8 protein-coding genes and 1 pseudogene are annotated in these 17118 nt (G+C 69.0%); 7 read left to right on the top strand and 2 right to left on the bottom strand.

The genetic code is table 11. The features are described from left to right. The first annotated feature begins 369 nt into the window (after positions 1-369). The 3 genes from ACYVD1_RS29890 (at position 370) to ACYVD1_RS29880 (ending at position 8416) form a co-directional block, all read left to right on the top strand. On the top strand, positions 370-1011 hold the full coding sequence (locus ACYVD1_RS29890) for a DUF1449 domain-containing protein (RefSeq protein ID WP_460777854.1): 642 nt from the start codon (positions 370-372) through the stop codon (positions 1009-1011). A gap of 242 nt (positions 1012-1253) precedes the next feature. Continuing rightward, positions 1254-3299, top strand: a complete 2046-nt coding sequence (locus ACYVD1_RS29885) for a flotillin family protein (RefSeq protein ID WP_460777853.1) — start codon at positions 1254-1256, stop codon at positions 3297-3299. Positions 3300-3310: 11 nt separating this feature from the next. Further along, positions 3311-8416 carry a DNA repair ATPase gene (locus tag ACYVD1_RS29880; protein ID WP_460777852.1) on the top strand — a complete coding sequence of 1702 codons (5106 nt, stop codon included), beginning with the start codon at positions 3311-3313 and terminating at the stop codon, positions 8414-8416. Between the two features lie 98 nt (positions 8417-8514). Here ACYVD1_RS29880 and ACYVD1_RS29875 read toward each other — a convergent pair whose 3' ends face one another. Together ACYVD1_RS29875 and ACYVD1_RS29870 are read right to left on the bottom strand one after the other, a co-directional pair. After that, positions 8515-10563 carry an acyltransferase family protein gene (locus tag ACYVD1_RS29875; RefSeq protein WP_460777851.1) on the bottom strand — a complete coding sequence of 683 codons (2049 nt, stop codon included), beginning with the start codon at positions 10561-10563 and terminating at the stop codon, positions 8515-8517. 68 nt (positions 10564-10631) lie between these two features. Further along, positions 10632-11234, bottom strand: coding sequence for a suppressor of fused domain protein (locus ACYVD1_RS29870; RefSeq protein WP_460777850.1), 603 nt, complete (start codon positions 11232-11234; stop codon positions 10632-10634). A 165-nt stretch (positions 11235-11399) separates the two neighbouring features. On the opposite strand from ACYVD1_RS29870, the gene ACYVD1_RS29865 reads away from it, so the two are divergent. The 4 genes and pseudogenes from ACYVD1_RS29865 to ACYVD1_RS29850 all read left to right on the top strand — a co-directional run. Continuing rightward, positions 11400-12233 (top strand): aldo/keto reductase, encoded by an 834-nt coding sequence (locus ACYVD1_RS29865; protein ID WP_460756509.1) that lies wholly within the window; start codon positions 11400-11402, stop codon positions 12231-12233. Positions 12234-12483: 250 nt separating this feature from the next. Next, positions 12484-13530: a hypothetical protein gene (locus ACYVD1_RS29860; protein ID WP_460777849.1), complete on the top strand. Its 1047-nt coding sequence runs from the start codon at positions 12484-12486 to the stop codon at positions 13528-13530. A 276-nt stretch (positions 13531-13806) separates the two neighbouring features. Beyond that, a complete protein-coding gene (locus ACYVD1_RS29855) occupies positions 13807-15624 on the top strand; it encodes an acyl-CoA dehydrogenase (protein ID WP_460777848.1) in 1818 nt (605 codons plus the stop codon). Positions 15625-16670: 1046 nt separating this feature from the next. After that, positions 16671-17118: pseudogene (locus tag ACYVD1_RS29850) on the top strand (HNH endonuclease signature motif containing protein); the annotation flags it as partial.

Below are 17118 nucleotides of genomic sequence, written 5' to 3'. Positions count from 1 at the left end.
CGGTTTCGACTTCTTCCCGGGGGTCTCCCGGGCGGGGGATGCACTGTGCACGGGGGGTGTGTCCTTTTCGCTCCGCCTAGCCGGTCCGGCCTTGCCAAGCGTGCCCGCGCCCGGTCAATTCTTGGTCACGGAGTTCACTCCCCGCACGGTTCCGCCTCCGGAGAGGCACCCGCGAAAGGCCACCCGAACTGCACACGAGTAGTCACCCAGCGCACAAAGCCGCCCGACGTGGCCACAAGCGGCCAGGGATCCGGCCCGATGACGTGCTGAACTGGGGTGTTCGATAGGGTTCCGGAACGGTTCCGACGGAAGGGTGTGCCGGTCCCGGCACCGACGCGGAACTCGGGTGCGAAGGAGTGGGTGCGCGGGATGAGTCTTTTCCTGAGTACCGCCTTCGGGTTCCCCACGGTCCTGTTCACGCCGATGCTCATCGTCGTCCTGGGCTACTGGATCTTCGTCATCGTCGGCGCGGCCGAAACGGAGATGCTCGACAGCGTGGACGCCGACGGCGACGCGGCCGGGCTGAGCGCGGTGCTGAGTAGGGCGGGTTTGGGGAGGGTCCCGGTGACCGTCGCCCTGACCATGCTGATCTGCGTCGCCTGGTTCGTGAGCATGATGGGAAGCATCTTGGCCAGCCTGATCGACACTTCGTCCACTCCCCTGCTGTACGCCCTTGGCGCGGTGGTCCTGGTCATCGCCTTGGTCGCCGCCTGGGCCGTCACCAGCGGCGTGGTGATGGGGTTCCAGCGCTTCCTGCCCGGCCGCAAGAGCGAGTCCAAGCACGAACTGGTGGGACGCACCTGCATCATCCGCATCGGCGAGGCCCACGAGGACTTCGGCCAGGCCGAGATCACCACCGCGGGCGGCGCCGCGATCACCATCCCCGTACGCACCACGAGCGGTGAGGTCCTCCCGCTGGGCAGTACCGCACTCATCTTCGACCACAACCGGGACAACGACGTGTTCCTGGTGACCGCCTTCGACGCGGCCCTCGACCCCGGACAGTCCTGACCCGAACACCTGCCTAACCGGAACCTCTGGGCACCTTCGACCGAAATGCGCTCGCTGACCGGTCGCGTCCCCATCTCGTCCACGGTGAACAGGGATGATCTTCCCCGGTTTCGGAACTGTTGGCCCTCTGGGTGCGTCACAATCCACAACGACCGCTACTGCCCCGAACCGGCGCACCCGCGCCGCGCGCCCTCCCCGGTGGCGAGCGAACCCCCGAACACTGCGCAGAAAGAGACTCCTACGTGTTGCTGAGTGCACTCGACACCGGCCAGGAAGCCGCCGACGCGGCGTTCCTGACCGTCGGTGTCGCCCTTGCCATCGGAATCGTCGTCCTCCTCGCGCTCCTGCTGATGGTGACGCGCCTGTTCCGCAAGGTCGAGCAGGGCAAGGCCCTGATCATCAACAAGGTGCGGCACATCACCGTCACCTTCAACGGAGCGATCGTCCTCCCGGTCCTGCACAAGGCCGAGGTCATGGACATCTCACTCAAGAGCCTGACCCTGGAACGCGGCGGCCGCGACGGACTGACCTGCAAGGACAACATCCGCGCGGACATCAAGGTGTTCTTCTACGTCCGGGTCAACGAGACCTCCGAAGACGTCCAGAAGGTCGCGAAGGCGATCGGCACCGAGCGCGCCAGCGACCAGGACACCCTCCAGGAGCTCTTCAACTCCAAGTTCTCCGAGGCCCTCAAGACCGTCGGTAAGCAGTTCGACTTCGAGGAGCTGTTCACCCAGCGCGAGGAGTTCCGCCAGGCGATCGTCTCGCTGATCGGCACCGACCTCAACGGCTACATCCTCGAGGACGTCGCCATCGACGAGCTGGAGCAGACCCCGCTGCACCAGCACGACGCCAACAACATCCTCGACGCGCAGGGCATCTCGAAGATCACGGAGCGCACCTCCAAGGAGCACAAGCGCACCAACGAGTTCGAGAACGACCGCAAGAAGGAGATCGACCGCCAGGACACGGAGACCTCCGAGACCCTCGCCGAGCTGGAGAAGCGCCGCGAGGAGGCGGCCGCCAAGGCCAAGCGCGAGATCGAGATCATCCGTGCCCAGGAGGAGGCCGAGACCGCTGAGGCCCAGGCCCAGGAGCGTCTGAAGGCCGAGACCGCGAACCTGCGCACCAACGAGCAGCTCGGCGTGCAGTCCGAGAACCAGCAGCGCGAGATCGCGGTCGCGAACAAGAACCGCGAGCGCGTCATCGCCATCGAGACCGAGCGCATCGAGAAGGACCGCCTCATGGAGGTGATCGGCCGCGAGCGCGAGACAGAGCTGAGCCGCATCTCCAAGGACAAGGAGGTCGAGGGCGAGAAGCGCGAGGTCGCCGACGTCGTCCGCGAGCGCGTGGCCGTCGACCGCACCGTCGCCGAGCAGGAAGAGGCGATCAAGAAGCTCCGCGCGGTCGAGGAGGCAGAGCGCCAGCGCCAGGCCGTCATCATCAACGCCGAGGCCGAGGCCCAGGAGAACCTGGTCAAGGACATCAAGGCCGCCGAGGCAGCCGAGGCCGCCGCCAAGCACAAGGCCCAGGAGGAGCTCACGCTCGCCGAGGCCCGCCAGCAGGCCGCCGAGCTGGACACCCGCTCCAAGATCCGCCTGGCCGAGGGCCAGCAGGCCGAGGCCGCGGCCGACGGCCTGGCCGAGGTCCAGGTCCGCGAGCAGGACGCCGAGGCCGTCGAGAAGGTCGGCCGCGCCGAGGCCGTCGTGGCCCGCGAGAAGGCCGAGGTCGAGGCCGACGCCGTGGAGAAGAAGCTGCGCGCCGAGGCCGCGGGTCTGACCGACAAGGCCGCCGCCATGGCCGCCCTGGACAACGTCAGCCGCGACCACGAGGAGTACCGCCTGCGCCTGGAGGCCGAGAAGGAGGTGCGCCTGGCCGGCATCGACGTGCAGCGCCAGGTCGCCGAGGCCCAGGCCAGCGCGATGACCGCGGGCTTGGAGAGCGCCGACATCAACATCGTCGGCGGCGACGGCGCCTTCTTCGACCGCATGGTCAACTCGATCGGCATGGGCAAGGCCGTCGACGGCTTCGTCGAGAACTCCGACACCGTGCAGTCGCTGGGCAACGGCTGGTTCAACGGCGAGGGCAACTTCGCCGAGGACATGAAGCGCATCCTGGCGGACGTCGACACCGAGGACATCAAGAACCTCACCGTCTCCGCCCTGCTCCTCAAGCTCATCAGCGCTGGCGGCCCGGACGCGAACAAGCTGGACTCGCTGCTCAACACCGCCCGGTCCATGGGCATCGACCAGCTTCCCGTGAACGCTCTCGCCCCCGTGAAGCAGTGAGGTAGTCCTCAGTGACCGAGGCCCCGTCTCAGGAGACCGAAGGCCCCGGGTCAGACGCCGAGGACGCGCGGTCGCTGGACGCGGGCACCTACGAGGTGCTCCGCGCCCGGCTCCGCGAACAGACCGGCGAACTGGCCCGGCGGACCGAGGAACTCAACAACCGCCGACTCGAGGTGTTCGGCGGCACCGAGCTCTCCCTGCTCGGCACCGAACGCATCCGCACCGAACACAACTGCCTGCCCCGGGACATCGTGAGCGTCGGACGCTCCGTCGGGGACGACGCCGACGGGGACATGATCCTGTTCGGCTACAACGTCTACATCGGCATGCAGAGCAAGACGCACGTGTCCGACGTGTTCTCCCTGCACCGGTACGAGCACGGCGGTGACTCCTTCGAGTTCACCGACGCGCCCGAGGACGCCATCCCCGGGCTGCTCTCCGACGAGAACTTCCAGCAGGGCTTCGCGCAGCTCTACCGCTACTACCGGGACGCGCGCCTGCTCCAGCTGCGCAAGGTCGAGGAGCGGCTGCTGGCCGTGTTCCAGACCGGGCCGCGCACCGAGGACGTGCGCGTCCTGCGGTGGTCGGTCTCGCCCAACGGCGAGATCACCTACCTCGACGACCGCGGGGAACGCGACCACGTGTTCCCCTCCGCACACGGCTTCGAGTGGGTGGAGGCCACCCGCGAGAGCCACGTGCAGGGCCGGCACCCGCACATCTCCATCCGCGACGAGCTGTTCGTGGAGACGGTCGGCGGCGACCTGACCCTCAAGGTCGAGAACAACACCGAAGTCGGCGAGGGCATCTACAGCGAGCCCGTCGACGAGCCGCTGCAGAGCCTGGCCGACGCGTCGGTGTTCCACGCACGCGTGGGCGCGCTGATCCTGCTGCGCGTCCTGCCGTACAACGAGTCCACGTGGCGCTACCTGGTCTTCAACACGCGCACCAAGGGGGTCGAGCGCCTCGACGGCATCGGCCAGTCCTGCCAGCGCCTGCCCGACGACCAAGGGCTCATCTTCCCCGGCGGCTACTACCTGACCACCGGGGTGGCGCGGACCTTCGACACCGACGTCACCGACCTCGAGTTCGAGCGGATGGTGCGCTCACCCAACGGTGAGGACGTCCTCTACGTCTTCCACTCCCGGGCGGACGGCCGCAGCCTGCTGCTGCCGTACAACACCATCCGCAAAGAAGTCGCCAACCCGATCGTCTGCCACGGCTACTCGCTGTTCGACGACGGGACGATGACGGTCTTCCGGGACACTTCCGGGGAGCCCACCCGGGTGCACCCGATGCAGGTGTGGCAGACCCCGTTCGTGTCCGACGTCTACGCCGCGGCACAGCCGGTGGGCACCGGGCCCTTGGAGCGGATCGGCAACGCCGAGCTCGTCCAGGGTGTCTCCGAGTGCCTGTCGGTGTCGCGGATCGCCGAGGACATGCGGCCCTCCACCGAGGTGTTCGAGGCGCTCATCGCGTCCTGCCGACGGGTCCTGGACCGGTTCCACTGGCTCGGTGAGGACGAGCTCGGCGACCTCGCGGGGCCGCTGTCCGAGGTGCGCGGCACTGCGGAGCGGGTTCTGGACGAGTTCGAGACCGTCCAGGAACTCACCAAGCAGGCCGCCGACACCCTCCGCGAGACCGAGGAGAAGACCACCGCGCTCATCCGCCGGTCGCGGGGCGAGACCCCGCGCTCGGCGGAGGGGTGGGTGACCCGCCTGACCGACCTGCGCCGCGCCCAGGGCCAGGCCGCCACGCTGCGCGAGATGCGCTACGTCGACACCGACCGGATCGACGCGGTGGAGGAGAGCCTCGGCGAGGAGATCGCCTCGTCCGGGCGCCGCACCGTGTCCTTCCTGGAGCAGGAAGACGCCTTCGACGGCTACCACTCCGAGGTGGAACGGCTGGTCGAGGAGGCCGAGGCACTGGAGGCGGTCAGCGCCGCCACCGCGGTCGGCGAGCGGATCGCCGAACAGACCGAGGGCCTGCAGGTGGTCACCGAGGTGATCGGATCCCTCGACATCGGCGACGCCCAGGTGCGCACCCGCATCCTGGAGCGGATCAGCGAGGTGATGGCCGGGGTCAACCGGGCCCGCGCCACGCTGGAGTCGAAGCGCAAGGAACTGCTCGCCCGGGAGGGCCGGGCCGAGTTCGCCGCCGAGTTCGCCCTGCTGGGGCAGGCCATCACCGGGGCCATCGCGGCCGCCGACACCCCGGACAACTGCGACGAGCAGCTGGGCCGGATCATGCTCCAGCTGGAGAACCTGGAGTCGCGCTTCGCCGAGTTCGACGACTTCCTCGAAGAGCTGTCGGACAAGCGCGAGGACGTCTACGAGGCGTTCTCCACCCGCAAGCAGTCGCTGGTGGACGAGCGGGCCCGCCGGGCCGACCGGTTGGTCTCCTCCGCCGCCCGCGTGCTGGAGGGCGTGCACCGGCGGGTCGCAACCCTGACCACGCTCGAGGACATCAACACCTACTTCGCCTCGGACGCGATGGTGACGCGGCTGCGCCGCACCTCCGAGGAGATGCGCGAACTGGGCGAGACCGTGCGCGCCGAGGAGCTGGACGGCCAGATCTTGGCTGCACGGCAGGAGGCGGGGCGTGCCCTCCAGGACCGCGCCGACCTCTACGAGGGCGGTGCCGGAGGGGAGACCATCCGGTTCGGCCGCCACCGGTTCGCGGTCAACACCCAGCCCATCGACCTCACCCTCACCCCGCACGACGGGCACATGTCGGTGTCCATCACCGGCACCGACTTCCGGTCGCCCGTCACCGACGAGGCCTTCCAGGAGACCAAGCACCTGTGGGACCGGCTCCTGGTCTCGGAGAGCCCGGAGGTGTACCGGGCCGAATACCTGGCCACGTCCATCCTGGCGTCGGCCGAGGAAGGTGCACTGGAATATGACAGCGGCCGAAGGCCGTCGGTTGAGGGTTGGCGGCGGGCGACGGGTGGGCTGACGGTGGAGGCCCTGCACGACGCGGAACTGCACGCCGAGAACGGGGATTCCCTGTTGTCCCTGGTGCGCGGGGTCGCCGAGTCCCGGTACGACGAGGGGTACGAACGGGGCGTGCACGACCACGACGCCGCCCGCATCCTCTCCGCGCTGCTGCGGCTGCGCGCCGGTGCCGGCCTGCTGCGGTACCCGGGGCAGGCGCGCGCCACCGCGCAGCTGTTCTGGGCGTACGGGGCCGAGAAGGAAAAGCGGGAGGCGTGGCGGACCCGGGCGACGTCGCTCGCTCGGGCCCGGAGCGTGTTCGGGGCACGCCGGTCGGCGGCGATCGACCGGTTGCGCACCGAACTGGCCGAGGGTGTGGACACGTTCCTCACCGAGACCGGCCTGTACCAGGACGCCGACCTGGAACTGGTGGGTGACTACCTGTTCGAGGAGCTCGCCGCGGACGGCCCCAACGAGCGGGGCTTCGTGTCGGGCGGAGGCGCGCGCCAGCTGCTGGACCGGTTCCACCGGGCCCTGGGAAGCACACGGGAGACCAACCGCAAGGCCTTCGAGGAGGACCTGCGCAAACTCGACGACGTGGCCGCCCGCCACCAGCTGGTGACGGCGTGGTTGGAGGCGTACGCGACCACGCTGGAAGAACCGGTGGCCCCGGGGGACCTGCCCGAGGCGACGGCGATCGAGCTGACCGGCAGCAGCGCCGGCCAGTCCGGCGGCAGCGTGGACCGGTACGAGTCCTCGGCCGCCGTGGGCGAGACCGTGTCGGGCCTGCTGGGTTCGCACCCCCGGATCAGCGAGCGTTCCCTGGAGGTGCGGCTGGACGAGATCCTGCCGCGCACCCGCAGGTTCCGCACCGTGGATGTGCCCGCCTACCGGGACTTCCAGCGCAGGCGGAACGCACTTGTGGAACAGGAGCGCCACCGCCTGCGGCTGGAGGAGTACAAGCCGAAGGTGATGAGCGGGTTCGTGCGGAACCGGCTGCTCGACGAGTCGTACCTGCCGCTGATCGGCGACAACCTCGCCAAGCAGCTGGGCGCGGCCGGCGACGACAAGCGCACGGACCAGAGCGGTCTGCTCCTGCTCATCTCCCCGCCCGGTTACGGCAAGACCACGCTCATGGAGTACGTGGCGAGCCGCCTGGGCCTGGTGTTCGTCAAGGTGAACGGCCCCGCGCTGGGGCACGCGGTCACCTCGCTGGACCCGGCGGACGCCCCGGACGCCACGTCCAGGCAGGAGATCGAGAAGATCTCCTTCGCCCTGGAGATGGGCAGCAACACGATGCTGTACCTGGACGACATCCAGCACACCAACCCGGAGCTCCTGCAGAAGTTCATCTCCCTCTGTGACGGGCAGCGCCGGATGGAGGGTGTCTGGGAGGGCCGGACCCGCACCTACGACCTGCGCGGGAAGCGGTTCGCCGTCTGCATGGCCGGTAACCCGTACACCGAGCAGGGCAAGCGGTTCCGGATCCCGGACATGCTGGCCAACCGCGCCGACGTGTACAACCTGGGCGACGTGCTCTCAGGCAAGGAGGAGCTGTTCGCGCTCAGCTACATCGAGAACGCGCTCACCTCCAACCAGACCCTGGCACCGCTGTCGACCCGGGACCGGGAGGACATCCACACGTTCGTGCGGATGGCGCAGGGCGACGACTCCGTCGGAACCGACCGGCTGAAGCACCCGTACTCGGCCGCGGAGGTGGACCGGATCGTGTCGGTCCTCCAGAAGCTGCTGCGGGTGCAGGAGGTGGTGCTGGCCAACAACCAGGCCTACATCGCCTCGGCCGCCCAGTCCGAGGATTCACGGACCGAGCCCCCGTTCCAGCTCCAGGGTTCGTACCGGAACATGAACCGGCTCGCCGAGAAGATCGTGCCGGTCATGAACGAGGCCGAGGTGGAGGCCGCGATCGACGACCACTACCTGGGCGAGGCGCAGACCCTCACCTCCGGTGCGGAAGGCAACCTGCTGAAGCTGGCCGAACTGCGCGGAGTGATGACCCCCGAGCAGGAGGAGCGCTGGGCCGAGGTCAAGGAGGGCTTCCGGAGGGGCCGCGCCTTGGGCGGGTCGGACGACGACCCGATGACCCGGGCCATCGGCGCCATGGGCCTGCTGGCCGACCGGGTCGGTGAGATCGGCACCGCGATCGACCGCAACGCGGAGCAGTAGCGCCGCGACGGAGTAGGAGCTCCGAACCGGCGCATGGGAGCCGTTGGCTCAGGGGCCGCCGCCCGGAAGCAGGACCTCCGGGCGGCGGCCCTCTTGTGTCACCACCCGGTGGCGGGGAGGAGGCGGCGTTCGAGTTCGGGGGCGAGGGTGCGCATGTAGGTCGCGGTGATGTGGCTCCTGTCCCAGTAGACGAGGACGTTGCCGACGACCGGGCGGCAGGTCTCGGGTTCGCAGAGGTGGTCGGTGAGGTCGAGTGCCGTGACGTTGGCGGGCAGGTCCGCGCCTTCGAGGGGTGACTCCTCGGCCATCGACTCCGCGGGGGCGACGGCGCACTCCTGCGGGGCGGACTCGGAGAGGCACTCGGGGGCGTCGAAGGTTAGGCGCGGGGTGTCGCGGACCGCGATGACCCGTACCCCCAGGACCGCCAACTCTTCCCAGCGGTCGACGTAGCCGTCCACCAACTGCTCCTCGCCGTAGCCCGCGGTGGTGTCCAGGCTGGTGGTGGTACCGGTGGTGAACACGGCGTCGGGCCTCAGGGAGCGGAGTTCGGCCATGACGCCCCGGTTCCACTCGGCGCATTCGGTGTAGGGCTCCCCCTTGTAGAGCTGGGGTGCGTCGGTGAACAGACAGGCCCCCTTGGTGATGTTGACCAGCCGCCAGTCGTGCTCCCGCGCGAGCTCTTCGAGGGCGGGGAACCAGTGGGCCGCGTGCGATCCGCCGACCAGGGCGACGGTGCGGTCCGGGTCCTGGGAACCGTAGGCGCAGGTGATCACCTCAGTGCCGCCGGTGTCCTGGTTGCACCCGTCGTCGTAGGTGACCGGGGTGTCCTCCGCGGCCGCGGCCAGAGCGGGGAGCACCGGGTCCGCGTATTCACCGTGGTCGTCCCCGGGCAGCGCGGCCGCGCCCGGGTAGCGGACGGGATCGTTGAGGAGTTCCGCCAGGCGCCGCTGTTCGGCGTCCATCCGGGCCGACCACACACTCGTGGCGAGGAGGAGGGGCACCAGGCACGCCGCGGCGACCGTCGGGGCGCGCAGACGGCTGCCGCCGCGGCCGACGCGGACGATCCGGTCCGAGAGCGGGGTCGTCGCGGCGGCCAGGGCCGTCGAGAGGGCGAGGACGGCCAACCCGCCGAGAGGGCTGGCTACGCTGCGGCCGGTGGCCTCCAGGTAGAACACCAGGACCGGCCAGTGCCAGAGGTAGAGGGCGTAGGACAGCGAGCCGACGTAGCGCAGCGGACGGAGGGTGAGCAGGCGGTCGGCACCCCACGGGGAGCCGGTGGTTCCGGCGACGATGACCGCGACGGCCGCCAGGGTGGGCCACAGGGCCGCATAGCCGGGGAAGACCTCGGACACGTGGAGGAGGACCCCGCACAGGAGCAGGGCGGCCAGGCCGGTCCAGCCGAGGAGGAGGCGGACGGCCTTGGGCGGGTTCAGGCGGGAGAGGAGCAGCGCGAGCAGGCCGCCGAGGGCGAACTCCCACAGGCGGGCACCGGTGTCGAAGTAGGCCCACGGCTGGTCGGCCCGGGTCATGTGCACCGAGTAGGCCAAGGAGAGGGCGAACACAACGGTCAGGGCCGCGAGGACCACCCGGCGCAGGGCATGCCCGCGACGGGCGGCCCACCACGCGGCGAGGCCGATCATCAGCGGCCACAGCAGGTAGAACTGCCCCTGGATGGACAGCGACCAGAAGTGCAGGAAGGGCCCGCCCCCGTCACGGGCCAGGTAGTCGACGGACTCCAGGGCCAAGTGCCAGTTCAGGTGGTAGAGCGCGGCGGCGGAGGCCTCCGCAACGGAGTCCCGCCAGCGTGCCTCGGGGTAGAGGAAGCGGGCGCTCAGCAGCGTCACCGCGATCACGAGGGCCGCCACGGGGACCAGGCGCGTCGCGAGGCGGCTGAGGAAGGCGCCGTAGCGGAGGTTGCCGCGTTCGGCCGCGCGCACCAGGGATCCGGTGATGAGGAAACCGGTGAGCAGCAGGAAGACGTCGACGCCGCCGGAGACCCGGCCGAACCACACGTGGTAGACGGCCACGAGCAGGACGGCGACCGCCCTCAGGCCGTCGATCTCCCGCCGGTGTGCCGGGCTGTGGCTGGTGTCGTGGCCGGGGCCGCTGATCGTTCTCACGGGGAGCCCACGTTCCCGAGGCCACATGACGAGCGGGGATACGCGGGTTGACGCCCACCGGAAACCGGTGGGAACAGGGCTCCCGGCTGCCGGTACTACAGCCGGATGGTCCCGCGCCCCGGGTCCGTGATCATCTTCGGGTCGCGGTCGCGCAGTATCGCGATGATGGGCGCGACGGTGTCGGCCTGTTGGGCGTACTCACCCTCCTCGGCCATAAGGCCGACGATCTGGAAGAACAGCACCAGGCCGTTGTCGGTGTCCAGGATGCGGATGTCGGCGTCCGGGACGATGGCCAGGGAGGTCATGTCACCGTTGGACGCCTCGCCACCGAGCGGGGACGGCGTGATGATCCAGTGGCCGACGTCCAGTTGGGCGCCGGCCAGGAACTGCTGGGCCAGGGCGTGCAGCACGCGCAGGATCCACGCGGGCACCGCTTCGTCGTCGGGCTCGCGCGGGATACGGCAGGTGAACTCGAACCCCGCTCCTGAGACGCGGGGCTCCTCACTGGTCTTCTCCCCGAGCTCGGTCAGGCCGAAGGTGACCAGGAGCCAGTGGTCCGGCATCGGGTAGGCGAGTACCCCGTTCAGGCCGTCGGTCTCGCCGTCGGCGGCGAACTGGACGGTCAGCGGCTGCACGTCCGGGTACCGATCGGCCCAACCCTCGTAGATCCGGGTGAGTCCGGGAAGGATCTCCAGCATCGTGTGTCGCTCTCCAGGTCGCGGTCGTTCCACCTCACGGCTGTGCCGCCCCCAGGATATGCGTGCCCGGACCCCGCTTTCGGGCCGCTGGTACTGGGGCCCCTGTTTCGGATGGGGCCCGAGCGGTGAGGGTTGACAGTCCGAGCACGGAAACGGGGAACGGTTATGAGACACCTACGGCTGCCGTCCGGCGGTGAGCTGCCGGTACTGGGACAGGGCACCTGGGGCATGGGGGAGGACCCTTCGGCGCACGCGTCGGAGGTCACCGCGCTGCGGCACGGGCTCGACCTGGGACTCGGGCTGGTCGACACCGCCGAGATGTACGGCTCAGGCGGGGCGGAGCGCGTGGTGGGCGAAGCCATCCGGGGCCGCCGGGACGACGTGTTCCTGGTGAGCAAGGTCCTACCGCACCACGCCGACCGGCAGGGCACGGTGAGTGCCTGCGAGGACAGCCTGCGCCGGCTGGGAACCGACCACATCGACCTGTACCTGCTGCACTGGCGGGGCGGGGTGCCGCTCGCCGAGACGTTGGCGGCCTTCGCCGAACTGCAGGAGGCGGGGAAGATCGGCGGGTTCGGGGTCAGCAATTTCGACACCGATGACATGCGCGAGCTGTGGTCCTCGGCGGGCGGCGACGCCTGCGCGACCAACCAGATCCTCTACAACCTGTCCCGGCGCGGCCCCGAGTACGACCTCCTGCCGTGGTGCCGGGACCACGAGGTTCCGGTGATGGCCTACTCCCCGATCGAGCAGGGCCGCCTGCTCGGCGACCCGGTCCTGGCGGAGGTCGCCGCGGGGCACGGGGTCACGCCGGCGAGGGTGGCGATCGCCTGGGTGCTGGCGGGCGGAGGCCTGTGCGCGATCCCGAAGGCGAGCGACCGCGCGCACGTGGAGGAGAACCGGGCAGCCCTGGACCTACGGCTGACCGAGGAGGACCTCAAGGCGCTGAACGATCGTTTCCCGCCGCCCGCGGGGGCGAGCCCGCTCGACGTGCTCTGAACGGAGCGCGGCACCACAAGGCGCCACAAGGGGCGGCGTAGTCAGGGCCGCCGCAACCAGGGCCGCCGCAACCAGAGTCAGCGCGACGTGACCCTGTCCCCGAGGTGACACTTCCCCATCCCCCTGCCTCGGGGCCCTTGTCCACCCACGGTCCGGAAGGTAATTTCCCTCCGGACTCACTGAGTTTGTAGAAAACTACCGCCACCCCGGCGGTAGTCCCCCTCGAACCCGCTCAGAAGAGGTGGACAGCGTGAACACCCCCCGACCCCCTTGGCACGGGCGTGCCCGAAACCTCCCCGCCACCCTCACCGCCTTCGTAACCGCGGCAGTCCTCGCCGCATCGCCCCAGGCCGCACTCGCCGACGGCGACCCCGTCGAATTCACCCCCACCCCGGCCGGCACCCCCGCGGAGCGCGCTGCCGCGGACCAGGACGTACTGGAGGCGAAGCTGGCCAACGCCGAGGTGCCGCCCGGCCAGCTCACCTTCGGTAGCGAACCCCTGGCCGCCGCCGAGAGTGCCGCGGAGAGCGCGGCCGACGGTGCGTCCTGCGCGATCTCCGCAGACGAGGCCACCGCCCTGGCGCTGGCACCGGTATGGCCCGAAGTCTCCGCGGGCACCCCGGACACCCCCTCACCGATGACCCTGTCCCGGTACGACAACCAGGACGGGCTGTACGACCCCGAAGGGCGCGACGGGCTGTTCTTCAACCCGGGCGTGGGCCTGTGGCAGATGGACTCCGCCGGGCTCGGAACCGACAACACGGCGGGCGAGGCCATCGACTCCGCGTGGGTGTCCGACCTCGTGGTGCCCTACATCGTGGACAGGTACTGCACGGCCCTGAACGGTGGGGCCGAAGCGCCCGCCGCCAGGGCGGACGCGTGGACGGACTGGAACGCCTGCTCCGACGGCGCCTGCGACGACGTGTACTGGCGCGCGCTGAACGACGGCATCGAAGCGGACCCGGGTGTGGGCCGCCACGGCGGCGCCGAACCGCGCACGTGCGAGTACGGCGGTTCCTCGCACGACTGCCTCTTCGTGGACGTGGCCGACGCCCAGGGGGCGGACTGGTGGACCGACCCTGGTAGCGGCCAGTCCCCCGTGCCGCACCCGTTCTACGTGCTCCGGGACGACTCGGGCGACGGAACCCAGGAGGTGCGCGTCTGGCTCGCGGAGGATTCCGGGCACGGGGTGGACGTGACCGTCACCCGCGCGTTCGGCGACGACGCCCGGGACGCGCTCACCTGGACCGACGGCGAGGCCCTGTGCGACTCGACCGCCGGCCGGGGCTCCTGCTGACGGGCAAGCGCCCGCTGATCGGTGTGCCAATGGCCCTGGCTCAGAAAGACAGGGCCATTGGTCCCGCTCCCGGCGCCGGGCGCGGGGCCAGAGTTCGCCGCCCACATCGGCACATCGCCCGCGAACAGGGCATTCGCACTCTTGACGTGGCTTTGAGGACACAAGTGTCTATCGTCACTGGCATCCAGGCCTACTGGGTAGTAACATTGACTTGTTACTAGTCGGTAGATCCGCGTGTACAGACACCGCGGCCGGGGACACAAAGCGGAGCTGTCCATGACGCATTACAAGAGCAACCTGCGCGACATCGAGTTCAACCTCTTCGAACTCTTCAAGCGCCAAGACGTACTGGGCGAGGGCCCGTTCGAAGAGCTGGACGAGGACACCGCACGCACGATCCTGGACGAGGTCAACCGTCTCGCGACCGGCGTGGTCGCCGAGTCCTTCGAGGACGCCGACCGCAACCCTCCGGTCTTCGACCCCAAGACGAACACCGTCGCCATCCCCGAGAGCCTGAAGAAGTCCTACAAGGCCTACATGGACGCCGGCTGGTACAACATCGACCTGCCCCAGGAGCTCGGCGGCCTCGGCGCCCCCCGCTCGCTGGTGTGGGCCGCGGCCGAGCTGATCCTGGGCTCCAACCCCTCCATCCACATGTACTCGGCCGGCCCCGGCTTCGCGAGCATCCTGCACTCCGAAGGCAACGAGGCTCAGAAGAAGTTCGCCGAGCAGGCCATCGAGCGCGGCTGGGGCGCCACCATGGTGCTGACCGAGCCGGACGCCGGTTCGGACGTCGGCGCGGGCCGCAGCAAGGCCACCGACCAGGGCGACGGCACCTGGCACATCGAGGGTGTGAAGCGCTTCATCACCTCGGCCGAGCAGGACATGACCGAGAACATCTTCCACCTGGTGCTGGCCCGCCCCGAGGGCGCAGGCCCCGGCACGAAGGGCCTCTCCCTCTTCCTGGTGCCGAAGTACCTGGTCAACGAGGACGGCTCCCTCGGTGAGCGCAACGGCGCCTACGTCACCAACGTCGAGCACAAGATGGGCCTCAAGGCCTCCACCACCTGTGAGCTGACCTTCGGCGACAAGCACCCCGCCATCGGTTACCTCGTCGGTGACAAGCACGACGGCATCCGCCAGATGTTCCTCGTCATCGAGTACGCGCGGATGATGGTCGGGACGAAGGCGATCGCCACCCTGTCCACCGGCTACCTCAACGCCCTCGAGTACGCCAAGAACCGCGTGCAGGGCAACGACATCGCCGGGGCCAAGGGCTCCCCGAAGGTCACCATCACCCACCACCCGGACGTGCGTCGCAGCCTCATGACGCAGAAGTCCTACGTCGAGGCCATGCGTTCGCTGGTCCTCTACACGGCCACCACGCAGGACGAGATCCAGATCGCGCAGGCCAAGGGTGAGGACGCCACCGAGCTGGAGGCCATGAACGACCTCCTGCTGCCGATCGTCAAGGGTGTTGGGTCGGAGCGCTCCTACGCGCTGCTCGCCGAGTCCCTGCAGACCCTGGGCGGCTCCGGGTTCCTGCAGGAGTACCCGATCGAGCAGTACATCCGTGACGCCAAGATCGACACCCTCTACGAGGGCACCACGGCGATCCAGGCCCAGGACTTCTTCTTCCGCAAGATCGTGAAGAACGGCGGCCAGGCCATCGGCAAGCTGTCCGCCGAGATCAAGGCCTTCGCCGAGAGCGAGGCCGGCAACGGCCAGCTCAAGGAGGAGCGCGCGCTCCTGCTGAGCTCCCTCGGCCAGGTCGAGAAGATGGTCGAGCTCATGGTCGGCCACGCGATGGGCTCCGCCGAGGACACCCGTGAGCTGTACAAGGTCGGCCTGAACTCGGTCCGCCTGCTCAACGCCTTCGGCGACGTCGTCCTGGCCTGGCTGCTGCTCCGCCAGGCCGAGATCGCGCTCAACAGCATCGACGGCGCCAGCGACGAGGACAAGAACTTCTACACCGGCAAGATCGCCGCCGCGCGCTTCTTCGCCGAGCAGTTCCTGCCCCGCGTGGAGGCCGAGCTGAAGATCGCCCAGACTGTGAACCTGGGCCTCATGGAGGTGCCCGAGGAGGCTTTCTAAGCCCCTCGAGCCAGGCCTCTCGGGCTAAGCCCCTCGCCCTCGGGCCCGGCTCAACCGTGTAACACCGCCGGAAGGGCGGGACGACCAGGTCGTCCCGCCCTTCCGGCGTTCCTTCCGACATTCCTTCCAACGTTCCCTCCGGCGTTCAGCAATGTCTGCACATGCCAAAGCGGGGAGACGGAAGTCTGAGTGCCAGAAGCTTGGGAGACGGAAGCTTGGGGGACGGAAGCTTGGGAGACGGAAGCTTGGGAGACGGAAGCTTGGGAGACGGAAGCTTGGGAGACGGAAGCCCGAACACTCAGAATCTCGGAAAACCGAGGAGTGAGCTGAAGCTCTTTACCTCCGATCAACACGGACAGGGCACTTGAAGAATAAACGGGGGCTCCTTATGGCTAGAGTTCCCCATATCGCTTCGGGTGCCCTCCTTTCCCGCCGCCCGATTGTGGCCGTCTCCACTGCGCGCGTCAAGGTCGTCGCCATCGAGCGCTTCGCGCGTCAACGGCGCTCCACCTTGACCCGCTCCGCTACGACGGCGGGTTGGCGGCTATCGGGAAAGGGGGCAGGGTGGTTGAGGTCCGAGCGGGAAAAACTCGGGCTCCGCCCGAAAGACGGATTCTGTCGGCCTGGCGGCCGATGCCTGACCCTGCGCCGGAGCGTCGACGAGTCGGGTGTCGCGGCCGGTCATGGTGGGCTGCGGGGGCCGAACAGCGCGACCTTCGGCCGGGTGGGCCACTGCGCCGGAGCCCACCGCTTGCGGGTGTCGCGGCTGGTCACTGTGCGCGGCGAACCCCTCCCGCTGGGCCTTTTTCCGATGATCTTGCTACCAGTAGCAATTTCGGCGCCGAGATTGACTCTGGTAGCAAGATCATTCCCATAGGGGCACACATTTGTCCGCTTTGCCAAGGAATGCGGTCAAGGGAGGCTGGGTCCCTTTCCTGGAAGGCTTCTTTCCGGGGAATGGAAAAGGCGGGTCGGGGTGGCCTGGTAAGGGTGTTATCACTCCCGGGTTAGGTCCTTTCTGGGTCTTTCTTGATATCCTTATTGGTATGACTTCTTCTTTCGGGCAGTGCGGGAATGCGGCGGGCAATACGCCCGCCGTTTCCGCCATGGGCACCGCCCGGGAGAAGATCACCGTGGAGATGGCGGAGGTGCCCCCGACCGGAGCAGCTGGCCAGGTCCTGGATGTGATCTCGCAGGTGTTCGAGGACTTCGACCGGGCCCAGCTTGCGATGCTGCTGCGGTTGGCGCAGCTGGAGGCGGCCGGGACCCTGTTGGAGGCGGGTGGGCAGAGGTCGGTGCAGAACTGGCTGATCCACTCGGTGGGGATGGCCCCCGTTGAGGCCAACGGGCGCGCCGAGCTGGCGCGGCGGTTGTTCGCCCAGGAGCTTCCCGCCACCCGCCAGGGCCTGGACTCCGGGTTGCTGTCCATCGGCGAAGCCGTCGCGGTGTGCAAGGCCGCTGATAAGGCGGTGGGGGCGCGCAACACTGGCCGCT

Source organism: Nocardiopsis nanhaiensis (assembly GCF_054778635.1).
Note: the sequence above shows the minus strand (reverse complement) of the source record. Positions and strands in the feature narration are given on the sequence as shown.